Origin of the sequence: Caballeronia sp. ATUFL_F2_KS9A (assembly GCF_023630765.1) — a bacterium.
Lineage (GTDB): Bacteria > Pseudomonadota > Gammaproteobacteria > Burkholderiales > Burkholderiaceae > Caballeronia > Caballeronia zhejiangensis.
Window position 1 is genome coordinate 119,203 of the sequence record NZ_JALQEK010000031.1, and the last position, 17,883, is coordinate 137,085.

19 protein-coding genes are annotated in these 17,883 nt (G+C 63.5%); 9 read left to right on the forward strand and 10 right to left on the reverse strand.

Features of this window, described 5'->3' with window-relative positions; all coding sequences use genetic code 11:
• The first annotated feature begins 156 nt into the window (after positions 1-156).
• The gene (locus NCS67_RS19405) at positions 157-2,460 is read left to right on the forward strand and encodes a TonB-dependent receptor (RefSeq protein ID WP_250436358.1); all 2,304 of its coding nucleotides are present in this window, start codon (positions 157-159) and stop codon (positions 2,458-2,460) included.
• Between the two features lie 236 nt (positions 2,461-2,696).
• On the opposite strand, the gene NCS67_RS19410 is transcribed toward NCS67_RS19405, so the two are convergent.
• The 3 genes from NCS67_RS19410 to NCS67_RS19420 all read right to left on the reverse strand — a co-directional run bounded on the left by NCS67_RS19410 (position 2,697) and on the right by NCS67_RS19420 (position 6,716).
• Positions 2,697-3,767 (reverse strand): beta-propeller fold lactonase family protein, encoded by a 1,071-nt coding sequence (locus NCS67_RS19410; protein WP_033535973.1) that lies wholly within the window; start codon positions 3,765-3,767, stop codon positions 2,697-2,699.
• 172 nt (positions 3,768-3,939) lie between these two features.
• Complete coding sequence (locus NCS67_RS19415) at positions 3,940-4,467, reverse strand: DUF3280 domain-containing protein (RefSeq protein WP_250436175.1); 528 nt, start codon at positions 4,465-4,467, stop codon at positions 3,940-3,942.
• Between the two features lie 53 nt (positions 4,468-4,520).
• Positions 4,521-6,716, reverse strand: coding sequence for a SulP family inorganic anion transporter (locus NCS67_RS19420; RefSeq protein WP_250436361.1), 2,196 nt, complete (start codon positions 6,714-6,716; stop codon positions 4,521-4,523).
• A gap of 245 nt (positions 6,717-6,961) precedes the next feature.
• Here NCS67_RS19420 and NCS67_RS19425 point away from each other — a divergent pair, with 245 nt between their 5' ends.
• The 3 genes from NCS67_RS19425 to NCS67_RS19435 all read left to right on the forward strand — a co-directional run bounded on the left by NCS67_RS19425 (position 6,962) and on the right by NCS67_RS19435 (position 8,258).
• The gene (locus NCS67_RS19425; protein ID WP_175982322.1) at positions 6,962-7,285 is read left to right on the forward strand and encodes a hypothetical protein; all 324 of its coding nucleotides are present in this window, start codon (positions 6,962-6,964) and stop codon (positions 7,283-7,285) included.
• An 11-nt stretch (positions 7,286-7,296) separates the two neighbouring features.
• Positions 7,297-7,668 (forward strand): VOC family protein, encoded by a 372-nt coding sequence (locus NCS67_RS19430; RefSeq protein WP_250436176.1) that lies wholly within the window; start codon positions 7,297-7,299, stop codon positions 7,666-7,668.
• A gap of 341 nt (positions 7,669-8,009) precedes the next feature.
• The gene (locus tag NCS67_RS19435; protein ID WP_008354307.1) at positions 8,010-8,258 is read left to right on the forward strand and encodes a hypothetical protein; all 249 of its coding nucleotides are present in this window, start codon (positions 8,010-8,012) and stop codon (positions 8,256-8,258) included.
• Between the two features lie 6 nt (positions 8,259-8,264).
• On the opposite strand, the gene NCS67_RS19440 is transcribed toward NCS67_RS19435, so the two are convergent.
• Positions 8,265-8,858: a DnaJ domain-containing protein gene (locus NCS67_RS19440; RefSeq protein WP_250436177.1), complete on the reverse strand. Its 594-nt coding sequence runs from the start codon at positions 8,856-8,858 to the stop codon at positions 8,265-8,267.
• A gap of 88 nt (positions 8,859-8,946) precedes the next feature.
• Positions 8,947-9,267 carry a hypothetical protein gene (locus tag NCS67_RS19445; protein WP_239295348.1) on the reverse strand — a complete coding sequence of 107 codons (321 nt, stop codon included), beginning with the start codon at positions 9,265-9,267 and terminating at the stop codon, positions 8,947-8,949.
• 104 nt (positions 9,268-9,371) lie between these two features.
• On the opposite strand from NCS67_RS19445, the gene NCS67_RS19450 reads away from it, so the two are divergent.
• The 3 genes from NCS67_RS19450 (at position 9,372) to NCS67_RS19460 (ending at position 12,128) form a co-directional block, all read left to right on the forward strand.
• Positions 9,372-9,920 carry a phosphonate degradation HD-domain oxygenase gene (locus NCS67_RS19450; RefSeq protein WP_250436178.1) on the forward strand — a complete coding sequence of 183 codons (549 nt, stop codon included), beginning with the start codon at positions 9,372-9,374 and terminating at the stop codon, positions 9,918-9,920.
• Between the two features lie 117 nt (positions 9,921-10,037).
• The gene (locus NCS67_RS19455) at positions 10,038-11,447 is read left to right on the forward strand and encodes a DHA2 family efflux MFS transporter permease subunit (RefSeq protein ID WP_250436179.1); all 1,410 of its coding nucleotides are present in this window, start codon (positions 10,038-10,040) and stop codon (positions 11,445-11,447) included.
• 105 nt (positions 11,448-11,552) lie between these two features.
• Complete coding sequence (locus NCS67_RS19460) at positions 11,553-12,128, forward strand: lytic transglycosylase domain-containing protein (RefSeq protein WP_350029138.1); 576 nt, start codon at positions 11,553-11,555, stop codon at positions 12,126-12,128.
• A 91-nt stretch (positions 12,129-12,219) separates the two neighbouring features.
• Here NCS67_RS19460 and NCS67_RS19465 read toward each other — a convergent pair whose 3' ends face one another.
• Complete coding sequence (locus NCS67_RS19465; RefSeq protein ID WP_008354301.1) at positions 12,220-12,570, reverse strand: hypothetical protein; 351 nt, start codon at positions 12,568-12,570, stop codon at positions 12,220-12,222.
• Between the two features lie 111 nt (positions 12,571-12,681).
• Entirely contained in the window at positions 12,682-12,999 is a 318-nt protein-coding gene (locus tag NCS67_RS19470) for a hypothetical protein (RefSeq protein WP_250436180.1), read from the reverse strand.
• A gap of 151 nt (positions 13,000-13,150) precedes the next feature.
• Here NCS67_RS19470 and NCS67_RS19475 point away from each other — a divergent pair, with 151 nt between their 5' ends.
• Positions 13,151-13,858, forward strand: coding sequence for a hypothetical protein (locus NCS67_RS19475; protein ID WP_239295346.1), 708 nt, complete (start codon positions 13,151-13,153; stop codon positions 13,856-13,858).
• 205 nt (positions 13,859-14,063) lie between these two features.
• On the opposite strand, the gene rarD is transcribed toward NCS67_RS19475, so the two are convergent.
• Positions 14,064-15,041: an EamA family transporter RarD gene (gene rarD / locus NCS67_RS19480; protein ID WP_250436182.1), complete on the reverse strand. Its 978-nt coding sequence runs from the start codon at positions 15,039-15,041 to the stop codon at positions 14,064-14,066.
• 374 nt (positions 15,042-15,415) lie between these two features.
• Between rarD and egtD the strand changes: the two genes are divergently transcribed.
• The gene (gene egtD / locus NCS67_RS19485; protein WP_033535963.1) at positions 15,416-16,384 is read left to right on the forward strand and encodes an L-histidine N(alpha)-methyltransferase; all 969 of its coding nucleotides are present in this window, start codon (positions 15,416-15,418) and stop codon (positions 16,382-16,384) included.
• Here the strand turns inward: egtD and NCS67_RS19490 are convergent.
• Positions 16,381-16,677, reverse strand: a complete 297-nt coding sequence (locus tag NCS67_RS19490; protein ID WP_008354295.1) for an acylphosphatase — start codon at positions 16,675-16,677, stop codon at positions 16,381-16,383. The two genes, egtD and NCS67_RS19490, sit on opposite strands and share 4 nt — an antisense overlap.
• A gap of 48 nt (positions 16,678-16,725) precedes the next feature.
• Positions 16,726-17,865, reverse strand: coding sequence for a hybrid sensor histidine kinase/response regulator (locus NCS67_RS19495; protein WP_175982330.1), 1,140 nt, complete (start codon positions 17,863-17,865; stop codon positions 16,726-16,728).
• Between the last annotated feature and the right edge of the window lie 18 nt (positions 17,866-17,883).

A 17,883-nucleotide genomic window follows, 5' to 3' on the forward strand; every position in this document is an offset into this window, starting at 1 on the left:
CGGCGTCATCGCGCCGTGCGGTGGGTGGAACGCAATTGGGAACGCTTCCCTGCGCGATCGGGAAAAGCTCCCGGTCCACGCGCGCTGTCTTATGCGACGCTTTCATCGAAAGAAACACGCTCGGCGCGTGAATCGAAATATAAAGAGGAGACGATGATGAAGAGCATGCCGCGCCTGCGCGCGCCCGCGCATCCGTTCAAACCCCGAGCGGGGCTGCGGCTCGTCTTCGGCGGCGCGTTCGCGAGCATCACTGTGGCCGCATGGGCGCAGACGCCGCCAGCCGATACGACGCCGACAACCGAACTGCCTTCGATCGTCGTCGTCGGGACCACGCCGCTCGTCGGCGTCGGCACGCCGCTGGAGAAAGTGCCCGCGAACGTGCAAACGATCAAGGGCAGCGAGATCCAGGCGCAGCATTCGCCGACCGTCACGAACTATCTGGAGAAGAACGTCGCGAGCGTCGATACCAACGACGCGCAAGGCAATCCGTGGCAGACCGACATCAACTATCGCGGCTTCACTGCGTCGCCGCTGCTCGGCACGCCGCAGGGCTTGTCGGTGTTCATGGACGGCGTACGCATCAACGAGCCGTTCGGCGATGTCGTCAACTGGGATCTGATTCCGCAGGCCGCGATCCAGACGATGCAGATCATCCCCGGGTCGAATCCGACGTTCGGCCTGAACACGCTCGGCGGCGCGGTCGCGGTAACGACGAAGAACGGGCGCAGCAATCCGGGCGGCAACGTCGATGTCGGCTTCGGTTCGTTCGGACGCAAGTATGCGCAGATCGAGCAAGGCGGCGCGATCGGCGATCATCTCGACTATTACTTCACCGCGAACGTCACGAACGACAACGGCTGGGCCGATCACAACGCGAGCAAGCTGCGCCAGGCGTTCGGCAAGATCCGCTATACCGACGCCGACACGACGGTCTCCGTTTCGATGGGCGGCGCGGACAACACGCTGAACGGCTCGCAGACGATTCCGCGCTCGTTCATGGACAACTTCCGTCAGGCGTACACGTTTCCCGACACGAACGAGAATCAGGTCGGCTATCTGACGATCAACGCCGAGCACTACATCACGCCGAACGTGCAGTTGAGCGGCAACGCGTACTATCGCCACTATCGCAACAAGAACGTGAGTTCGAACGTCAACGACGATTTCGATCCGGACGGCGACGATGCCGACGAACTCACGCAAGCCTTCAACGACCAGTCGGTGATCGTGACGGACAGCTACGGCGCGAGCCTGCAACTCACCTTGCTCAACAGGCTCTTCGATCACGACAATCAATTGATCGTCGGCGCGGCGGGCGACTTCGCCAATTCGCATTTCACGCAGGCCGAGCAGCCGGCCGCATTCGAAGACAACCGCGCGACGATCGCCACGGGTCCGTTCGCACCGACGACCGACGCGAAGACGCACAACTCGAATCTCGGCATCTACTTCGAGAATACGTTCTCGTTCAACGAACAATGGTCGATGACGCTCGCCGGACGCTACAACTGGGCGAAGGCGACCATCGGCGACGAGAGCGGCGTGCAGCCGCTGCTCGACGGGAATCACACGTTCTCGCGCTTCAACCCGGCCGTGGGCTTCAACTGGAATCCGACGCCGAACTTCACCGCCTACGCGACGTACAACGAAGGCATGCGCTCGCCGACCGCAATCGAACTCGCGTGCGCGGACCCCGCCGCGCCGTGCTCGTTGCCCAATGACTTCATCGCGGACCCGGATCTTAAGCCGGTGATTTCGAAGACGTTCGAAGTCGGCGCGCGCGGGCGTCTCGGCAGTCATACGCAGTGGAGCGCCGCGGCCTACAGCACGACGCTCGACGACGACATCCAGTTCGTCAGCGCGCAAGGCGCGGGCAGCACGCTCGGCTATTTTCAGAACGTCGGCAAGACGCGACGGCAAGGTTTCGAACTCGCGGGCCGCACGCAATGGGGACCGGTGGGCATCGCGGCGAGTTATAGCTATGTGAACGCGACGTATCGATCGACGTGGACGGAAAGCAGCGCGAGCAATTCGAGCGCGGACGCCGATGGCAACATCACCGTGCATTCGGGCGACCGCATTCCGGGCATTCCGGCGAATACGGTGAAGATGCGCATCGACTACAACCCGTTTGCGCACTGGAACATCGGCACGAATCTCACGTATCGCAGCAATATCTTCGCGCGTGGCGACGAAAACAATCAGGACGTCAACGGCAGCGTCGCGGGCTATTTCCTGATCGATCTCGACACGACCTACAACGTGACCAAACAGTTGCAGGTCTATGCGACCGTGAAGAACCTGCTCAACAAGCGCTATGCGAACTTCGCGATTCTCGGCGAGAACTTCTTCGACGGGCCCAATCACACGTTCAACAACGGCGCGACGGTGAACGAGCAGTTTCTCGGCGTCGGTGCGCCGCGTGGCGTGTGGGTGGGGATGCGGTATGCGTGGAAGTGATATGACGTGATAGCGCGGCTCAATCCCGATACGACTTCCACGGAATGCCGCGCGCGTTGATGCCTTCCCAAAGCGCAGCCTGACAGCGAAGCCTGTCTTCCTCGCTGCGCGGATGCGTCCTGTCCCTCGCGCGCATTCGTCGTGATCGACGTTGCAATATGCGCAATGCCACGGCGCACGAATGGAAGTGGCCGCGCAATGCGGCCATTTCACACTCGGCAACGCCTCCTTGCCGCTCAACGCCCGACGATCGACCCCGCGCTCGGCGGATAAGTGACGATGCCCCACGCCAGCGGCAGATCGCCGATCTGCTTGACTTCCTTGTAGTCCGATCCGTCGAGCACGTACACCGCGTTCGAACGTCCGCAGGCCAGCAGCAGCTTCGAGCCGTCGGGCGTGAAGCTGAAGTGCCAGCAACGCTGACCGACAGGCACATCCTTCCTATGCTCGTAGGTCGAGCCGTCGAACACCTGCAAGGTCTTGTCGCGCGATGCCGCGATCAGCAAGCGCTTGCCGGAAGGATCGAACGAAACGCCATACGGGCCCGTCTTCGTATCGACGGTCTTCACGGTCTTCAGGCTTTTGCCATCGAGCACGACGAACTTGTTCGCGTTCTCCAGCGTGACGACATACTGCTTGCCATCCGGCGACACCTTGATGCCGCGCGGACGCGAACCCTTGTCGAGGTTCACCGTGCGGACCGGCTTGCCCGTCCCGACGCGATACACCGACACCGTATCGTCGCCCTCGTTCGTCACGAGGATCAGCTTGCCGTCCGGCGAGAACTCGACGCCTTCGGTCTCGTGCCCGCTCTTGACCGTATGCGTGATCTTCATGGTCTTCAGATCGACGATGGCGATCTCGGCGGGCGGCGAATTCGCGTCGTCGTCGTCCTTCTCCGGCTGGCCCGGTTTCGGCGGGCCGCCGCTTTCACCCGGCTCGTACGTCACATACGCATAGCCGCCGAACACGCGCACGAACTCGGGATTCTTGCCGATCTTCGCGCGCCGCGTGACCTTGCCCGTCGACGTATCGATCTCCGAGAGATCGCTCGTCGCCTTGTTCGCCACGTAAAGACGCGTGCCTTCCTTGTTGAGCGACAGCCCGCGCGGGCCGTCCTTGCCGACATCCCAGGTCGTCGCGAGCGCGAGCGTGTCGAGATCGATCACGCCGACGCCGGCGTTTTCGGTCGTCACGTAGGCGGTCGGCGCGGCGGCATGGGCGACGTTCGCCGCCAATGCAAACGCAAGCGATGTCGCGATCGCCGACGCGCAGGCGATGCGCGCCGCCTTGAATCTGACTTGCATGGTCGTCTCCAGCGGTTTCGATACCGATTGTTCGAGTTCGTGAGCGCACGCGCGCAGCACGGCACGGCGCGCGTGCCGGCAGCCTCAACTTAGCCCAATCGGCGCGGCCGAGGCAACGGCATCGGCCGGGAGAAATTCCCGAATTCCGCTGGACTTTTCGCGTGGCGCCAATCTAGCGCGTCGCGGATGGATCGCTTGCAAGGAGATCGACGAGCGCCTTCGCGCCGCGCTTCCACGACAGGTCGGTGTTGCCGCGTATGTCGACGGAGCGTTGAAAGAGCATCGCGCCGCTGTTCGCGTCTTCGACGCGCAGGTTCATGTTGAGGATGAGATTGCTGATCTTCTGCACCCAGCACACGCCGACGCGCGATGTACCGAGTTCCTTCGCCACACGCAGTTCGCAGCCGTTGCACGCGTTCATGTCCTGCGTGCTTTTCAGCGTCGCGATGAGATCGCTGGCCTTCGCATTGTCGGCGACGCGAAAGAGCGCGCGCTCGCGCAAGTCGTCGCGAAACGCGCCGCTCACCATCGCGAGGCGCGCGCTCTGAATGCGGTCGATTTCGGCGTCGTTGTAGGCGGCGTTATCGTCGATGAGGGTGCAGTCGAGCATCGCGATCGATTGCGGCGCGCTCTGGGCAAGCGCGTTCGTCATGACGATGGCGAGCGCAAGCGCGCGCATCGCGCGGACAGTGTGTGTCATGTTGAAGGCCCCGGCGTTGTGCTTCCCGGCAAAAGCAGATCGCATGCCTGTCATCACGACGCCGCGCGCAACGCTTCATCGGCGATGGCGAGCCGCGACGCCATCATCTTCACGACGAAGCGATGCCACTCCTGCGCGGTCAATGGATCGTCCCGCTCGATCTTGCGCAGCGCCGCGAGCGTGAGACGGCGCAGGCGCGCCGGTTCGTCGGCGACGACATCCGCGCTGCGTGGCGCATGCGTGTACACGGCCATCTCGCCGATGATCGTGCCCGGACCGAACGAGCGCAGCCGCACCGAACGGCCATCGGCGAGCGGCAGCGACACGGTCACGCGCCCTTCTTCGACGATGTAAAGCGCATCGCCCGCATCGCCTCGACGAAAGAGCGCCTCGCCCGCGCCGATATCGCATACGTCTAGGAACGCGGCCAGTCCCTGCAGCGCGCGCTCGCTGAAATGCGGCGCGAGCATCGCGCGGAAATCGCCGGCCGGCGCGCGCGGTTCGAGCGTGCGCGTCGTCGTGGCGAGCTGCTGCGCTTCGATCCATTCGAGGCCGGCGTCGAGCGTGTCGAACTCGTGGATGCCGAGCGAAAGCGCGCCCGTGCGCCCTAGCAGCGCGCGCGAGTTGCGCGGCAGAGCGGTCAGCACGAGATCCGCGCCGATCGCCGCGCACGCCTGACGCAGCTTCACGAATGCGAGCGACACCGACGCGTCCATGCCGTTGGTCCACGCGAAATCGAGCACGACATAGCGCACCGGACGCGGACCATGCGAGCGAATGCGCTCGCGGATGCGCTGCAACATCGAATTCGCGGAGCCGAAGAAAAGAAACCCTTGCAGGCAGACGCCGCAGATCTGATCGCCGCGATCGATCAGCAAGCGCGTTTCCTCGATGCTGCGCTCGACATTCGATGTGCGCGTGCGGCCGTCGAACTCCATGCGAACGCATCCCGCTCGACCATAGAGCAGCGCGAAGGTCACGCACGCCGCGACCACGCCCGCGACGACGCCCGCGATCACGCCATAGAACGCGATCACCGCGAGGATCAGCGGCACGAGCAGATACTCGTGCCACGTCAGCTTGCGATATGCGCCGACGAGCCAGTCCATCATCAGACGCAAGCCCATGTAGATCTGCATGCCGACGAGCACGGGCACCGGAAAGAGCGACACGAGATCGGGCGATGCGATCAGCAGGAAGAGGCACGCGAGCGCGGCGAACACGCCCGCCGCGCGGCTCGTCGCGCCGGCGCGCGCGTTGAGCATCGAGCGGTTATACGACTGATAGCCGACCATGCCGCCGAAAAGACCGCTCGCGATATTCGCGAGACCGGCCGCGCGCATCTCGCGATTGAGGTCGATGTCCTGGCCGGTGGCCGCGCCTATCGCCGTCGAATTCATGATGATCGTGATCGCCGACACCGACGTGACGATGAGCGTCTCGGGCAAGTGCGCGACGATCGCGTGCCAGTCGATCTCGCCGCGCGCGAGCGACGACGGCAAATGCAACTCGGGAATGTGCAGCGCATGCGCCGGCACATGCTGAAGCAGGAGGCCCATGTCGCGCGCATCGTCGGGCGAGATGCCGGCGACGCGCAACAGCACGTAGAAGAGCGCGATGCCGATAGCGAGCGTGATCGGCAATGCGGCCGCGTGACGCCAGGTGCGCGCGAGAATCGTCGCGAGCGCGCCGACGAAAAGCGCGGGCGCCCATGCAAGCCAGTGCAGTTGCGCGAGCTTAGGCAACGTGTGCCAGTCGAGCGTGACGCCGGTCAGCACGCGAAACGCGCCCGCGATCAGAAGATAGCCGGTGCCCGCGAGAAACCCGCCCATCACCGGATAGGGAAGGAATTGCAGCGAACGGCTGCGTTTCGATGAACCGATCGCGAAGAGAATGAGGCCCGTCACGAGCGAGCACAGCGCGATGGCGACGAGCACCGTCAGCAGGATGACCGTGGGCGTGCCGCCGTTCGCGCGCACGCTGCTCGCGACGCCCGCCGCGACGCCGACGAGAAACGCCGTCGCGTTGCTGTCCGGCCCGCCTATGTTCATACGCATCGAGCTCGTCACCGCGATGACGAACGCGGTCACGATGCAGCTCACGAGCGCGGTGGGCACGCCGAGTTCGGCATAGCGCGCGAGATCGGCGCTGAAGATGAGCGTGCCGAGGCTCATCGCGTAGCACAGCATCATCAGCGTGGACACGGTGCCCGCGGTGATGTCGCCGACGAGCGCGGTCATGCGCGGCATCGCGCGGGCAAGGACAGTACGATGTGTCGTGGCTGGCTTCACCGCGCCTCCCGGATCGGGACAACGGCAGACGTCTCCGCTTCAAGCAAGTGCGCCGGAAAGTATCCGCCGCGCGCGAAGACGCTGTCAATTTCCCGCGCCACACATACGCATTTCTTCTGACGCGAATGCGCTTCGCGGTGGCTTCATCGCGCCAACAGGAGTAACGTTGAATCGCGAGCGAACGCTACACCAAGGAGGCGGTCATGCCTGACGATCCCGCTCAATGGCACGTTTTCGACTACGAAGGTTTCGAGATCCACGTGCAGCCGCAACTGAAGCCCACGCCCGAACATGCGCCGCCGAGCACGATGGAGCGCTACGTGTATGTCGGATATGTGTGCAGGCCCGGCGCGAACGCGAACACGCCGGGCGAAGCGGTGCACTTCCATGCCGACGGCGACGACGCCTACACGCGCGCGCAGGACGCCGTGGACGATGCGCGGCATATCGGCAAGAGCATCGTCGATGGCACGCATCCGGATCTTTCGGTGCTGCCGCTCGTGTCGCATCAGCATCATCCGGGATGACGAACGACAGCATGGAAGAATCAAGCGACGAGGCACGCGTCGAAAGCCTGAGCGCGATCACGCTCGCGACGAACGACATGCCGCGCGCCGTGCGCTTCTATGAGGCGCTCGGTTTTCGCATCGTCCACGGCGGCGCGAACGAGGCCTTTACTTCGTTCGCGCTCGGCAGTTCGTTTCTCAATCTGACCAGCGAGACGCACGACCCGATTCGTTTCTGGGGCCGCGTCATCATCCATGTGTCCGATGTGGACGCGTTCTATCGGAAAGCAGTGGCACACGGCCTCGAGCCGCAATTCGCGCCACGCGATGCGCCCTGGAACGAGCGCTATTTCCATCTCACCGATCCGGACGGCCACGAACTCAGCTTCGCGCGCCCGCTCTGATTCGCACGACTCAGGCACGACGTTCGCTTTGAAACCAGTGACGGGTAACGTACGAATCGGCCATTTCATATGACCGATCGCGCACATACCCTCGCATCGCGTTGCAAGACGATGAGTTCAACAGCGCTACGCATCTTTCATCAACGAGCACGGCGAAAGACGCGTTCAAGCTCGCTGTTGCTATTTCGCCAAAACGGGCACGGCTCAGGATTTGAAGCGTAGAGTTCAAGTGCTTTGTCAAGAATGTGATGCGTCGCGGCAGGGGTTTCACTGATAGGGCTTCAATCATCGGCGTGTTCGGCCGTTATCCCTAACATGAAAGCCGCGTGCTGGAGACTGAAATGAAATGCGCGAACGAGCAGTCCCTTCGTTATCAGGTAGAAAAATGGCTCGCGCCGGGCAGCATGCCGGTGCATGTGAGGCAGTTCAGTCGCACGCGTGCCGACAGGCGGCGCTATGTATGCGTCGAGGCGTTGCACGGCGCGGTGTCGCGAGCGCTGTTCTTCTTCCGCCACGATGACGGGCACTGGTGCGTGTATCCGCCCGCACCGAAGCAAAGCAACATGCGCGGCGAAAGACTCGCGGCCTGAGGCGGTTCAGAAACGCAGGTTGTTGAGGAACTGGAACCACATCGCGCCGAGCGGATTCGACGCGTCGGCAGCCGCCGGTTCCTTCTCTTCTTTCTTCGCCGCGACCGGTTCTTCTTCGCGCTCTTTCTCTTTTGATTCTTCCCTCTCCTGACGCGATTCATGCAGCGCGATCGCGCTGTCCGCGATCTGACGCGCGGTCGACTCGTCGCATTGCGCGCCGAGCAGCACGCCGAACACGACGTCACGATTATGGCCTTGCGATGCAAAGCGCATCGCGAGCGATACGCGCTGCGCATAGAGCGCCTCGCGGGCTTCACGCTCCTTCGTTTCGCGCGCTTCGCGTTCGGCTTCTTCCTGCCGCACGCGCTCTTCCCAGCGGCGCATCTCTTCCTTGTAGATGCGGTCGTAGACCTCGCGTTGCGCGGGGTCGGAGAGAATCGCGTAGGCTTCCTTGATCTCGAGGAACTTCGCGCGGGCGACGTCTTCGTTGCCCACGTTGCGATCCGGGTGGCAACGCATCGCGGCCTTGCGATACGCGCGTTTGATTTCTTCTTCGGTGGCGTGCTCGTCCACGCCGAGCGTTTCGTATAACGTTGCCATCTTGCGTTCGGTGGATGCGGGTCGTCGAGCATCCTAACACGCGAAAAACAGGGTCTTTTCGCGCGATGCGGCATTGCAACACGAACGGCTAGCGGCCGGTGATCGCGCGTGCGGCCATGGCGCCTAACGAATCGAAGATGGCGCGCGCGGGCTTCAGATAGCGCGCGATATGCAGCCGTATGTTCACCACGCCCGCCACGAAGATAAGAAGCGTGATGAGCAGATAGTCGCGCCGCTCCGGTACGAGGTGATAACGCGTATGCAGCAGCACGAACACGATCCACACGAACGCCGGCGCATGCAGCGTCCAATGACGCTGCGCGAAATGCCACGCGATGCGGCGCACATCGCGTCGTGAAGCGCGATCGAGGCCTGCGAGTTCGGGGCGTCGGCGGAAAGAGAAAGGCATGAGGTTCAACGCACGCTTTGCGTGCGCCATCATCGCGTCATAAAGCCTTGCGAGAATCGCGCGTCATTTCGCTCCAAGCATACCCGCCCGACCCTTTCCTTACGATGGCGCTTTCACTCGACGACATCCGTCATCTCTTCGATGAACACGGTTCAATCGCCTATAGCGGCGAGCCGGTCACGCAATTGCAGCACGCGTTGCAAAGCGCGACGCTCGCCGAGCAGGCGGGCGCGAGCCGCGAGCTGATCGTCGCGGCCTTGCTGCACGATCTCGGGCACCTGCTGAATCTGCAAGGCGAGACACCGAGCGAACGCGGCATCGACGATCTGCATCAGTACTTCGCGCTGCCGTTTCTGCGTCCGCTGTTTTCCGACGCCGTGCTCGAACCGATTCGCCTGCACGTCGATGCAAAACGCTGCCTTTGTGCGATCGATGCGTCGTATCACGCGCGGCTGTCGGCGGATTCGTTGCGCAGCCTCCAATTGCAAGGCGGCATATTCGACGATGAAACCGCGCAGGCCTTTCTCGCGAAGCCCTACGCGCGCGATGCCATCGCGCTGCGCCGATGGGACGATGAAGCGAAGGACGCGCGGCGCGTTACGCCCGCGCTGCCGCATTTCATGGAAATCGTTGCGAGCGTCGCGCTGAGTTAGGCGTCGCTGCATCGAAGAACGCACGTTCGCGTATCGCGCTAGACTGTGCGCCATGCGTCCATTCCCATTCGAAAGCGCCTTGCAACAAGCCTTCAGCGCGCATACGAGCGCCGCATCGTGAAAGGCGGCAACTTCCGCATCACCGCCGCCGTCGTCGCTTCGGCGCTCTTCATGCAAAACATGGACGGCACGATCGTCGCGACCGCCATCCCGGCGATGGCCCGCGATCTGAACGTCGACGCCGTTCATCTGTCCAGCGCGATCACCGCCTATCTCGTTGCGCTGACCGTCTTCATTCCCGCGAGCGGCTGGGTCGCCGACCGTTTCGGCGCGCGCCGCGTGTTCATGTGGGCGATCGCGACGTTCACGCTCGCGTCCGTTGCGTGCGCCGCGGCGATGAACCTGCCGCAACTGCTCGCCGCGCGCGTTGTGCAAGGCCTCGGCGGCGCGATGATGGTGCCTGTCGGCCGTCTGATCCTGTTTCGCGGCGTCAAACGCGAGGAACTGCTGCAAGCGACGACATGGCTCACGATGCCCGCGCTCGTCGGTCCGTTGCTCGGCCCGCCGCTCGGCGGCTTTCTCACCGACGCGCTCTCGTGGCGCAGCATCTTCTGGGTCAACGTGCCGGTCGGCGTCGCCGGTCTCTTTCTCACCTGGAAGTTATTGCCGCCTTCGCCGCCCGAAGAACGCACGCCGCCCGATCTGCGCGGCATGCTGATGTCGGGCGCGTCGCTGAGTCTGTTCATGATCGGCATCGAGAGCGCGGGGCGCGGCGTGCTGCCGGCCGGCGTGCCGTGGATTTGCGTCGCCGTCGGCCTGCTGCTCTTTCGCGCGACCGTGCTGCATTGCCGGCGCGTGCCGAATCCGGCCATCGACTTTTCGTTGCTTTCGATCCCCACGTTCCACGCCGCGACGGTCGCGGGCAGCCTGTTTCGCGCCGGCGCGGGCGCGCTGCCCTTTCTCGTGCCGCTGACGCTACAGACGGGCTTCGGCTACAGCGCGACGGCGAGCGGCCTCGTCACGTTCGCGAGCGCGCTCGGCTCGTTCTGCATGCGCCCGATGACGGCGCTCGCGCTGCGGCGCTTCTCCGTGCGGACGGTTTTATGCGCGGGCAGCGTCGTGTTCGCGGCCGTGCTGCTCGTCTGCTCGACGATGTCGCAGGCCTGGCCCGCCGCCGCGATCTTCCTGCTCCTGCTGCTCGGCGGACTCGGCCGGTCGCTGAGTTTCGCGACGATGGGCGCGCTCGCCTTCGCCGATGTGCCCAAGCCGCGCCTCGCCGCCGCGACCTCGTTCCAGGGCACCGCGCAACAGTTGATGAAGGCGGTCGGCGTGACGGTCGCCGCCGGCACGATTCAGGCGACGATGCTCGTTTCCGGCAGCGCGCATACCGAGCGCTGGCAACTGGCGTGCGGTTTCATCGTGACGGCGCTGGTCGTCCTGGCCTCGCTCCCGATGTTCGCGCGTCTCTCGGACGATGCGGGCGAGGGCATATCGGCGCCGGCTTCCAAGCGTGCCGAACGCACGTAATTCCTTCCGATCCGCGAAACAAAACATCAGATTTAAGACAAGTACATGATCCACAAGGCTTTTTTATGTGGCTATAATGCGATTCCGCTTTGATCTGTCCATCCGATGCGTCGTGTACTTGTCATCTTTGCCGCCCTTGCCCTCTCGCTGAACGGCGCGCCTGCCGCCCACGCACAGGACAATCCGCTCGCCGCCAGCAGTCCGGTCGCGCAGTCCGCCGTCGCGCAAGACCCAAAGGCCGAGCAGGCAAGTCACAAGATTTCGGAAATGCTCACGCGCAAATTCGGCGTGGCGCGCCAAAAGGCGGAAACCATCGCTACGGCGGTCATGTCGTCCGCGTCGAAATATTCGCTGCCTCCGGCGCTTTTGCTCGCCATCATCTCGATCGAATCGCGCTTCAAGGAAACCGCCCGAGGGCCGAACAATGCAACGGGCCTCATGCAAGTGGTGCCGTCGGCGCACAAGAAACTGGTGCGCAACGTCGATCTGACGGATCCGGAAGACAACATCGAGACGGGCTCTGCCATCCTGCACGGCTATGTGAAGTCCGCTCAGGGCGATGTCGATGCCGCGCTGAAAAGCTACGGCGGTTCGCGCGCCTACGCCGAGAAGGTCAGCGTGCGCGCAAAGGCGTTCGAACCGGCCGCATCCGTCGATGCGGCGTCGGCGAGCCCTCAATAAGCTTTAATCTCGCGCGCCGCCGCCGGGCGGATGCCGCAACACGTCCCGAGGACGTCGCGGCGATCGCACCCGACTGCGCGCCGGCCTCGCTTCAATAGGCCTTTTTGGTGCCACTGCCGTCGGACTTCGTGCCGCCCGAATTCATGTTGCCGTTGTTCGGCGCACTGCGTTGCACCGTGCCCTGATCCTGGCTCATGCCGTTGGTCGCGTCGTTGCCCATGCCGCTCTTCGCGCCGGTGCCGGTCGTGCCATCCGCCGAGCCGCCCATTCCCGTTCCGCCCATACCGACGCCGCCGCCCTTGCCGCCCGCAGCCGAACCGGCGCCGGCCGAACCGTTGCCGCCTGCGCCCATCGAACCGCCGCCGCCCGCTTGCGCATAGACGCCGCCCGACAAGCCGAGTACCAGCGCGGAAATCACCAACTTCTTCGTAGTCGCGTTCATTGCAAGTCTCCCGAGTTTGCGTATCGGTCGTCGCGTATGTCGTGCAACGACCGTGTCCGCATTAGCGCAAGGGACGTGCCGCGAGTCTCATCGCGTCAGACGATCAGAGGATCAGTAGCCGCACGGCACGTACGCATTGCGATAGTTGTCGTAGCAGTAGCCAGGCGGCTGCGTCGGCTGCGCATAAACAGGCTGTGCGTATGCGGGCTCCGCATACGCGGGTTGCTGATAGACGGGTTGCGCGTAAGCCGGTTGAGCATTGGCGACCGATGTGACCAGCGCACCGAGCACCGCACCGCCGATCAGCGCGCCGACGATCGCACCGCCATCGCCGCCGTGGCCGCGGCCACCGCCGTGTCCGTGCGCCGAGGCTTGGCCCGCCATCGTCAGACTACCGATCATCAACAAGACAAGTGCTGTGCGTTTCATGAGCTTCTCCATTTCCCGTTTAGCCGGGCTCGTGGAAATCATCTTAAGCAGACAGCTAAGAAATAACTGCATTACTTGGTAACCGCGCATTTCAATGATTACAAATAGGCTGATTCGTTCGGATTCCCAATCGTTAAAACCACAGTTACAAATGGAAGCGAATTCGCTACGACGTAACAGCTTTTTCAGCCGGTTCGGTAATGCAGATGCTCGCGCCCAAGCAATCCCGCCGCTTTTACCGCATGCCGTTTCATTTGCTCGCCACTGGTTACTGTTTGTCACCAGAAGAACGTCAACTGGATCGAAGCACGCGGCGTTTTCATCGTCAGCGCGGCGCACTGCGCGCCACGCGTCCTCGAATAAAAGATCAAGGGAGTTTCAAACCATGAAGAAGATCGTCGCTGCTCTCGCATCCGCCATGCTGGTCTCCACCGTATTCGCGCAAACCGCCGCCACCGACGCCGGCAAAGCGCAACTGAAGGCGAACAACGAAAAGGCCGAGGCGCAGGCGAGCGCCAACAAGAAGAAGGCCGAAGCACAGCACGACGCCGCGAAGGCGCAGGCATCGGCGAACGAGGACAAGGCATCGGCGCAAGCCGACGCCAACAAGGAAGCCGCGAAGGTAGCGCAGGCGACCACGCCGGAACAGGCTTCCGACGCTCGCGGTGATGCCGCCAAGGCACAGGCGAAAGCCGACAAGAAAAAGCACGCTGCACAAAGCAAGGCCGACAAGAAAAAGCAGGACGCAGCGAAGGATGCCAACGTGGCACAAGCGAAGGCCGACAAGGAAAAAGTCGAAGCACAAAACGACGCGAACAAGTCGGCCGCCGATGCGAAGGTCGACGCGGCGAAGAAGTAAGGGAGGCGAGCGTCCCTCGCATTGCGCATCGGGCATTGCATATCAACAGACCGGTGCGTTCGATTCAGGCGAGCCTTCGGGCTCGCCTTTTTACTTGCCTATGTTCTCGGATCAGCGCGGCACGCGTTTCGATGGCGTCGTGTTCGGGCTCGACCTCATGCGCGATCCGCACGACGCCCCCATCGAAACGCACGGGGCGCGCTGATCAATCCACGCGCTCGATTTCATCCGCGACGGTTTCATGCTCGACGCTCGCGTGATGCTCGCTCATCGGCGTCGGCGATGCCTTTTTGCGCGAGCGCATCAGAAGACGCGCGCTATGCACGCCCGTCAGCACGACAGCGATCCAGATCGGCACATAAGTCCCGAGCTGGTGCGCTGAAAACGGCTCGCCGAGCAGCAGCACCGCGACGCCGACGAGCAGCACCGGTTCCACATAGCCGAGAATGCCAAAGAGCGCGAGCGGCAGATGACGGCTCGCGCGCAGATACGACGCGAGCGCGATCGTGCTCAATGCGCCGAGTCCGGGAAGCAGCACGAGCCACAGATGCGGCGCGCCCGCGACCTCCGTGAACGCGCCGCGCGCGAACAGCATGAGCGCGGCGACGGGCGACATCAGCATGATCTCCACCGCGAACGACACGAGCGGGTCCGCGTTGAGCCGTCGACGCAACATGAAGTACGGCGGATAACCGAGCATCACGACGAGCGTCGGCCATGCGAACGCATGCGTGGCGATGAGCTCATGCGCAACGCCGACGGCCGCCGCCGCGACGCCTGCCCACTGGAATCCATCGAGCCGCTCGCCGTAGTGAAAGCGTCCGAGCAGCACCATCGCGAGGGGAAGCAGGAAATAGCCGAGCGATACTTCGAGCGCGCGCCCGTGCAGCGGCGCCCAGAGAAAGATCCACAATTGCAGGCCGAGCAGCGCGGCCGTGATCGCGAACATCAGCAGCAGTCGCGGCGTTTTGGCGAGCCTCGCGACGAGCGCGCATAATTGCGGCCAGCGCTTTCTCATCGCGACCAGCGCGAGCGCGCCCGGCAATGTCCACACGATACGCCACGCGAAGATGTCGAGGCCGTCGAGCGGCGCGAGCCATTTCGTGTAGCCCGACATGAGCGCGAAGAGCGCGGAAGCCGCGACGGACAGCGCGATGCCGCGCGCGAGGTCATGCTGATTCATCGGAAAGTCGCTGCGCGTTGAAGGTGAATGCAAGCCGGACACAACGTGAACTGCGCATTCTAAACGCCGCGAGCGCTTTGTTTTCGGAACGCGCTTCAAAGAAAACTGCCGCGCGCGCCCGCTTTTTGCTTCCTTCATGCTTCGCATTCGGCATGAACTCTGCCGCGTGAACATTGTCTCTTGCGGTTGTCTTTTGCCGGTCATGTTGATCGGCGACCCTTGTCGGTCCGGCGCGTTCAGCCGGCCTGTCCCTCAGTCCGAGCGGCACACCGCGCGATCATCCGCCGCTCACGTCGAAGCATCCGCTGCAACAACGCGCCGTGCCATCGTTTCCCGGTGGCACGCGAAGAAAACGCCGCATCGATGGAGACGTCATGACTCAAGCTGCCCTTTCCCCCCGCTTCAACAATGCCTTCGCAGAGGCTGTGCACACAGGACTCAGCAAGCGTCCGCAGAAAGAACTGCCGTCGATGTATCTGTATGACGAAGTGGGTTCGGCCCTCTTCGAAGTGATCACCGCGCTGCCCGAGTACGGCGTGACGCGCGCCGAAGAGCGCGTGCTGAAGGACCACGCGACGGACATCGTCGCGGCGATGCCCGGCGACATTCAGGTCGCGGAACTCGGCAGCGGCAGCGGCCGCAAGACGCGCCGCATCCTGGAAGCGCTGTGTAAGAAGCAGCCGACCGCCTATCATCCGATTGAAATTTCGCGCACCGCATTGCAGTTGTGCCGGCGCGAACTGAGCGATATCGAGCGCGTGTCGATTGTCGGACATGAACGCGACTACCTCGCCGGACTCTCCGAAGTCAGCGCCAAGCGCAAGGACGGCGAAAGACTGCTCGTGCTGTTTCTCGGCAGCACCATCGGCAATTTCGCGCGGCTTGCGGCGACGAAGTTCCTGTGCTCGATTCGCGGCATGCTGCAACCTGGCGACGCGCTTCTGCTCGGCACCGATCTCATCAAGCCGCTGCCGGTGTTGATCGCCGCGTACGACGATCCGATCGGCGTGACGGCCGCGTTCAACCTGAACATGCTCGCGCGCATCAATCGCGAACTGGGCGGCGACTTTCCGATCGACGCCTTCGAGCACGTCGCGCGCTTCAATCCGGATGCGCGCAGCGTCGAGATGCATTTGCGTGCGAAGCGCGCGCTTTCCGTACGCGTGCGCGGCGCGGATCTGCGCGTGGACTTCCGCGAAGGCGAAACGATCTGGACGGAAAGCAGCCACAAATATGCGGCCGATGAAGTCGCGCCCATCGCCGCCGATGCGGGCTTCGAATGCACGCATCAGTGGCGCGACGAGGAATGGCAGTTCGCGGAGAGCCTGCTGGTCGCGCGTTAGTGCTGCTCGAAGCGCTCGTAGCGTTTCTCGATGTGGCGCTCCTCGCTGTGAAACTCGGTGACGCGGGCATGCGGCGGCCCGCGTCGCAGCCATTCGAGCATCAGATCGACCTGATTGGCCGCGCCCTGCACGACCGCTTCGACGGAGCCGTCATCAAGATTGGCGACCCAGCCGCGCACGCCCAGCGCGTGCGCCTTGCGCACCGTGTGATGCCTGAAACCGACGCCCTGCACGACGCCGCGCACACGCACGTAATAGGTTTCGATTCTCGTATCCAGATCCGGGCCCGGCATCGCGCTCACTCCTTTCCAGTGTTCATAGGCGCATTGTAGACACGCGCTTCAACTCAGGCGAAAGGGCTGCGCCATGTCGGCGTGTTCGCCCGAGCGCGGATGCGGCACGCGCGGCAGCCTCACTTCGAACACCGTGCCCGTTTCGGACGTCGAGCGCACGGATACGTCGCCGCCATGCATCTGCGCGATTTCACGCGTGATGTAAAGCCCGAGCCCGAGGCCGCTCGACTCGTTCTGACGCCGGCCCGATCGATACGGCGCGAAGATCGTCGGCAGAACGTCCGCGGGAATCTCGCCGGCGTTTTGCACCGCGATGGTGATGTCCTCGGCGTTGCCGTCGAGGCGCACTTGAATCGCCGAGCCTTCGTGGCCGTGCTGCAGCGCGTTGCCGATGAGATTCGAGAACACCTGCGACAGCAGATCGCCGTCGCCCTGCAACAGCGTGTCGCCCTGACGCAGCACGAAGATGCGCCCCTTGCCGACGCGCGCCTCGTATTCATCGACGATATTCTTCGCGAGCGTCATCAACTCGACGGCGCGCGGCTGCAGCGTCACGCGCCCGCCACGCAGACGCGCAAGGTTCAGCAACTGATCGACCATCCGCACCATGCGCATGCCGCTCGACTTGATGCGCGTGCCGATGTTCGCCACGTTCTCGTCCTGCACGAAACGCGCGAGATATTCCGCCGACGCGATGACCGCGGAAAGCGGCGTGCGCAGATCGTGACCGAGCACGGCCATCAGCATTTCGTTCGCATCGAGCAGTTGCTGCACGGTCGCGAGCTGCGTCGCGAGTTGCTGCTTCTGACGCTCCATCTGAATGAAGACATCGACCTTCGAATTGAGGATGCGCGAATCGAAGGGCTTGTAGAGAAAATCCACCGCGCCCGCTTCATAGCCCCGAAACGTGCGGCTCGCGTCCTGCGCCGTCGCCGTGAGAAAGATGATCGGCACGTGCGCGGTGCGCGGGCTGCCGCGCATCAGTTCGGCGAGCTCGAAGCCGTCCATGCCCGGCATGTTGACGTCGAGGATCGCGAGCGCGACTTCGTGCTTGAGCAGCAGCTCCAGCGCGGCGGGGCCCGACTCGGCCTTCAGCACCGACAGATCCGGCCGCGCGAGCGACGCTTCGAGCGCGGTGATGTTGTTGCGAATGTCATCGACGATCAGCACGTGGATGGGTTGCGTCATCTGGTGACTCCTTGCCTT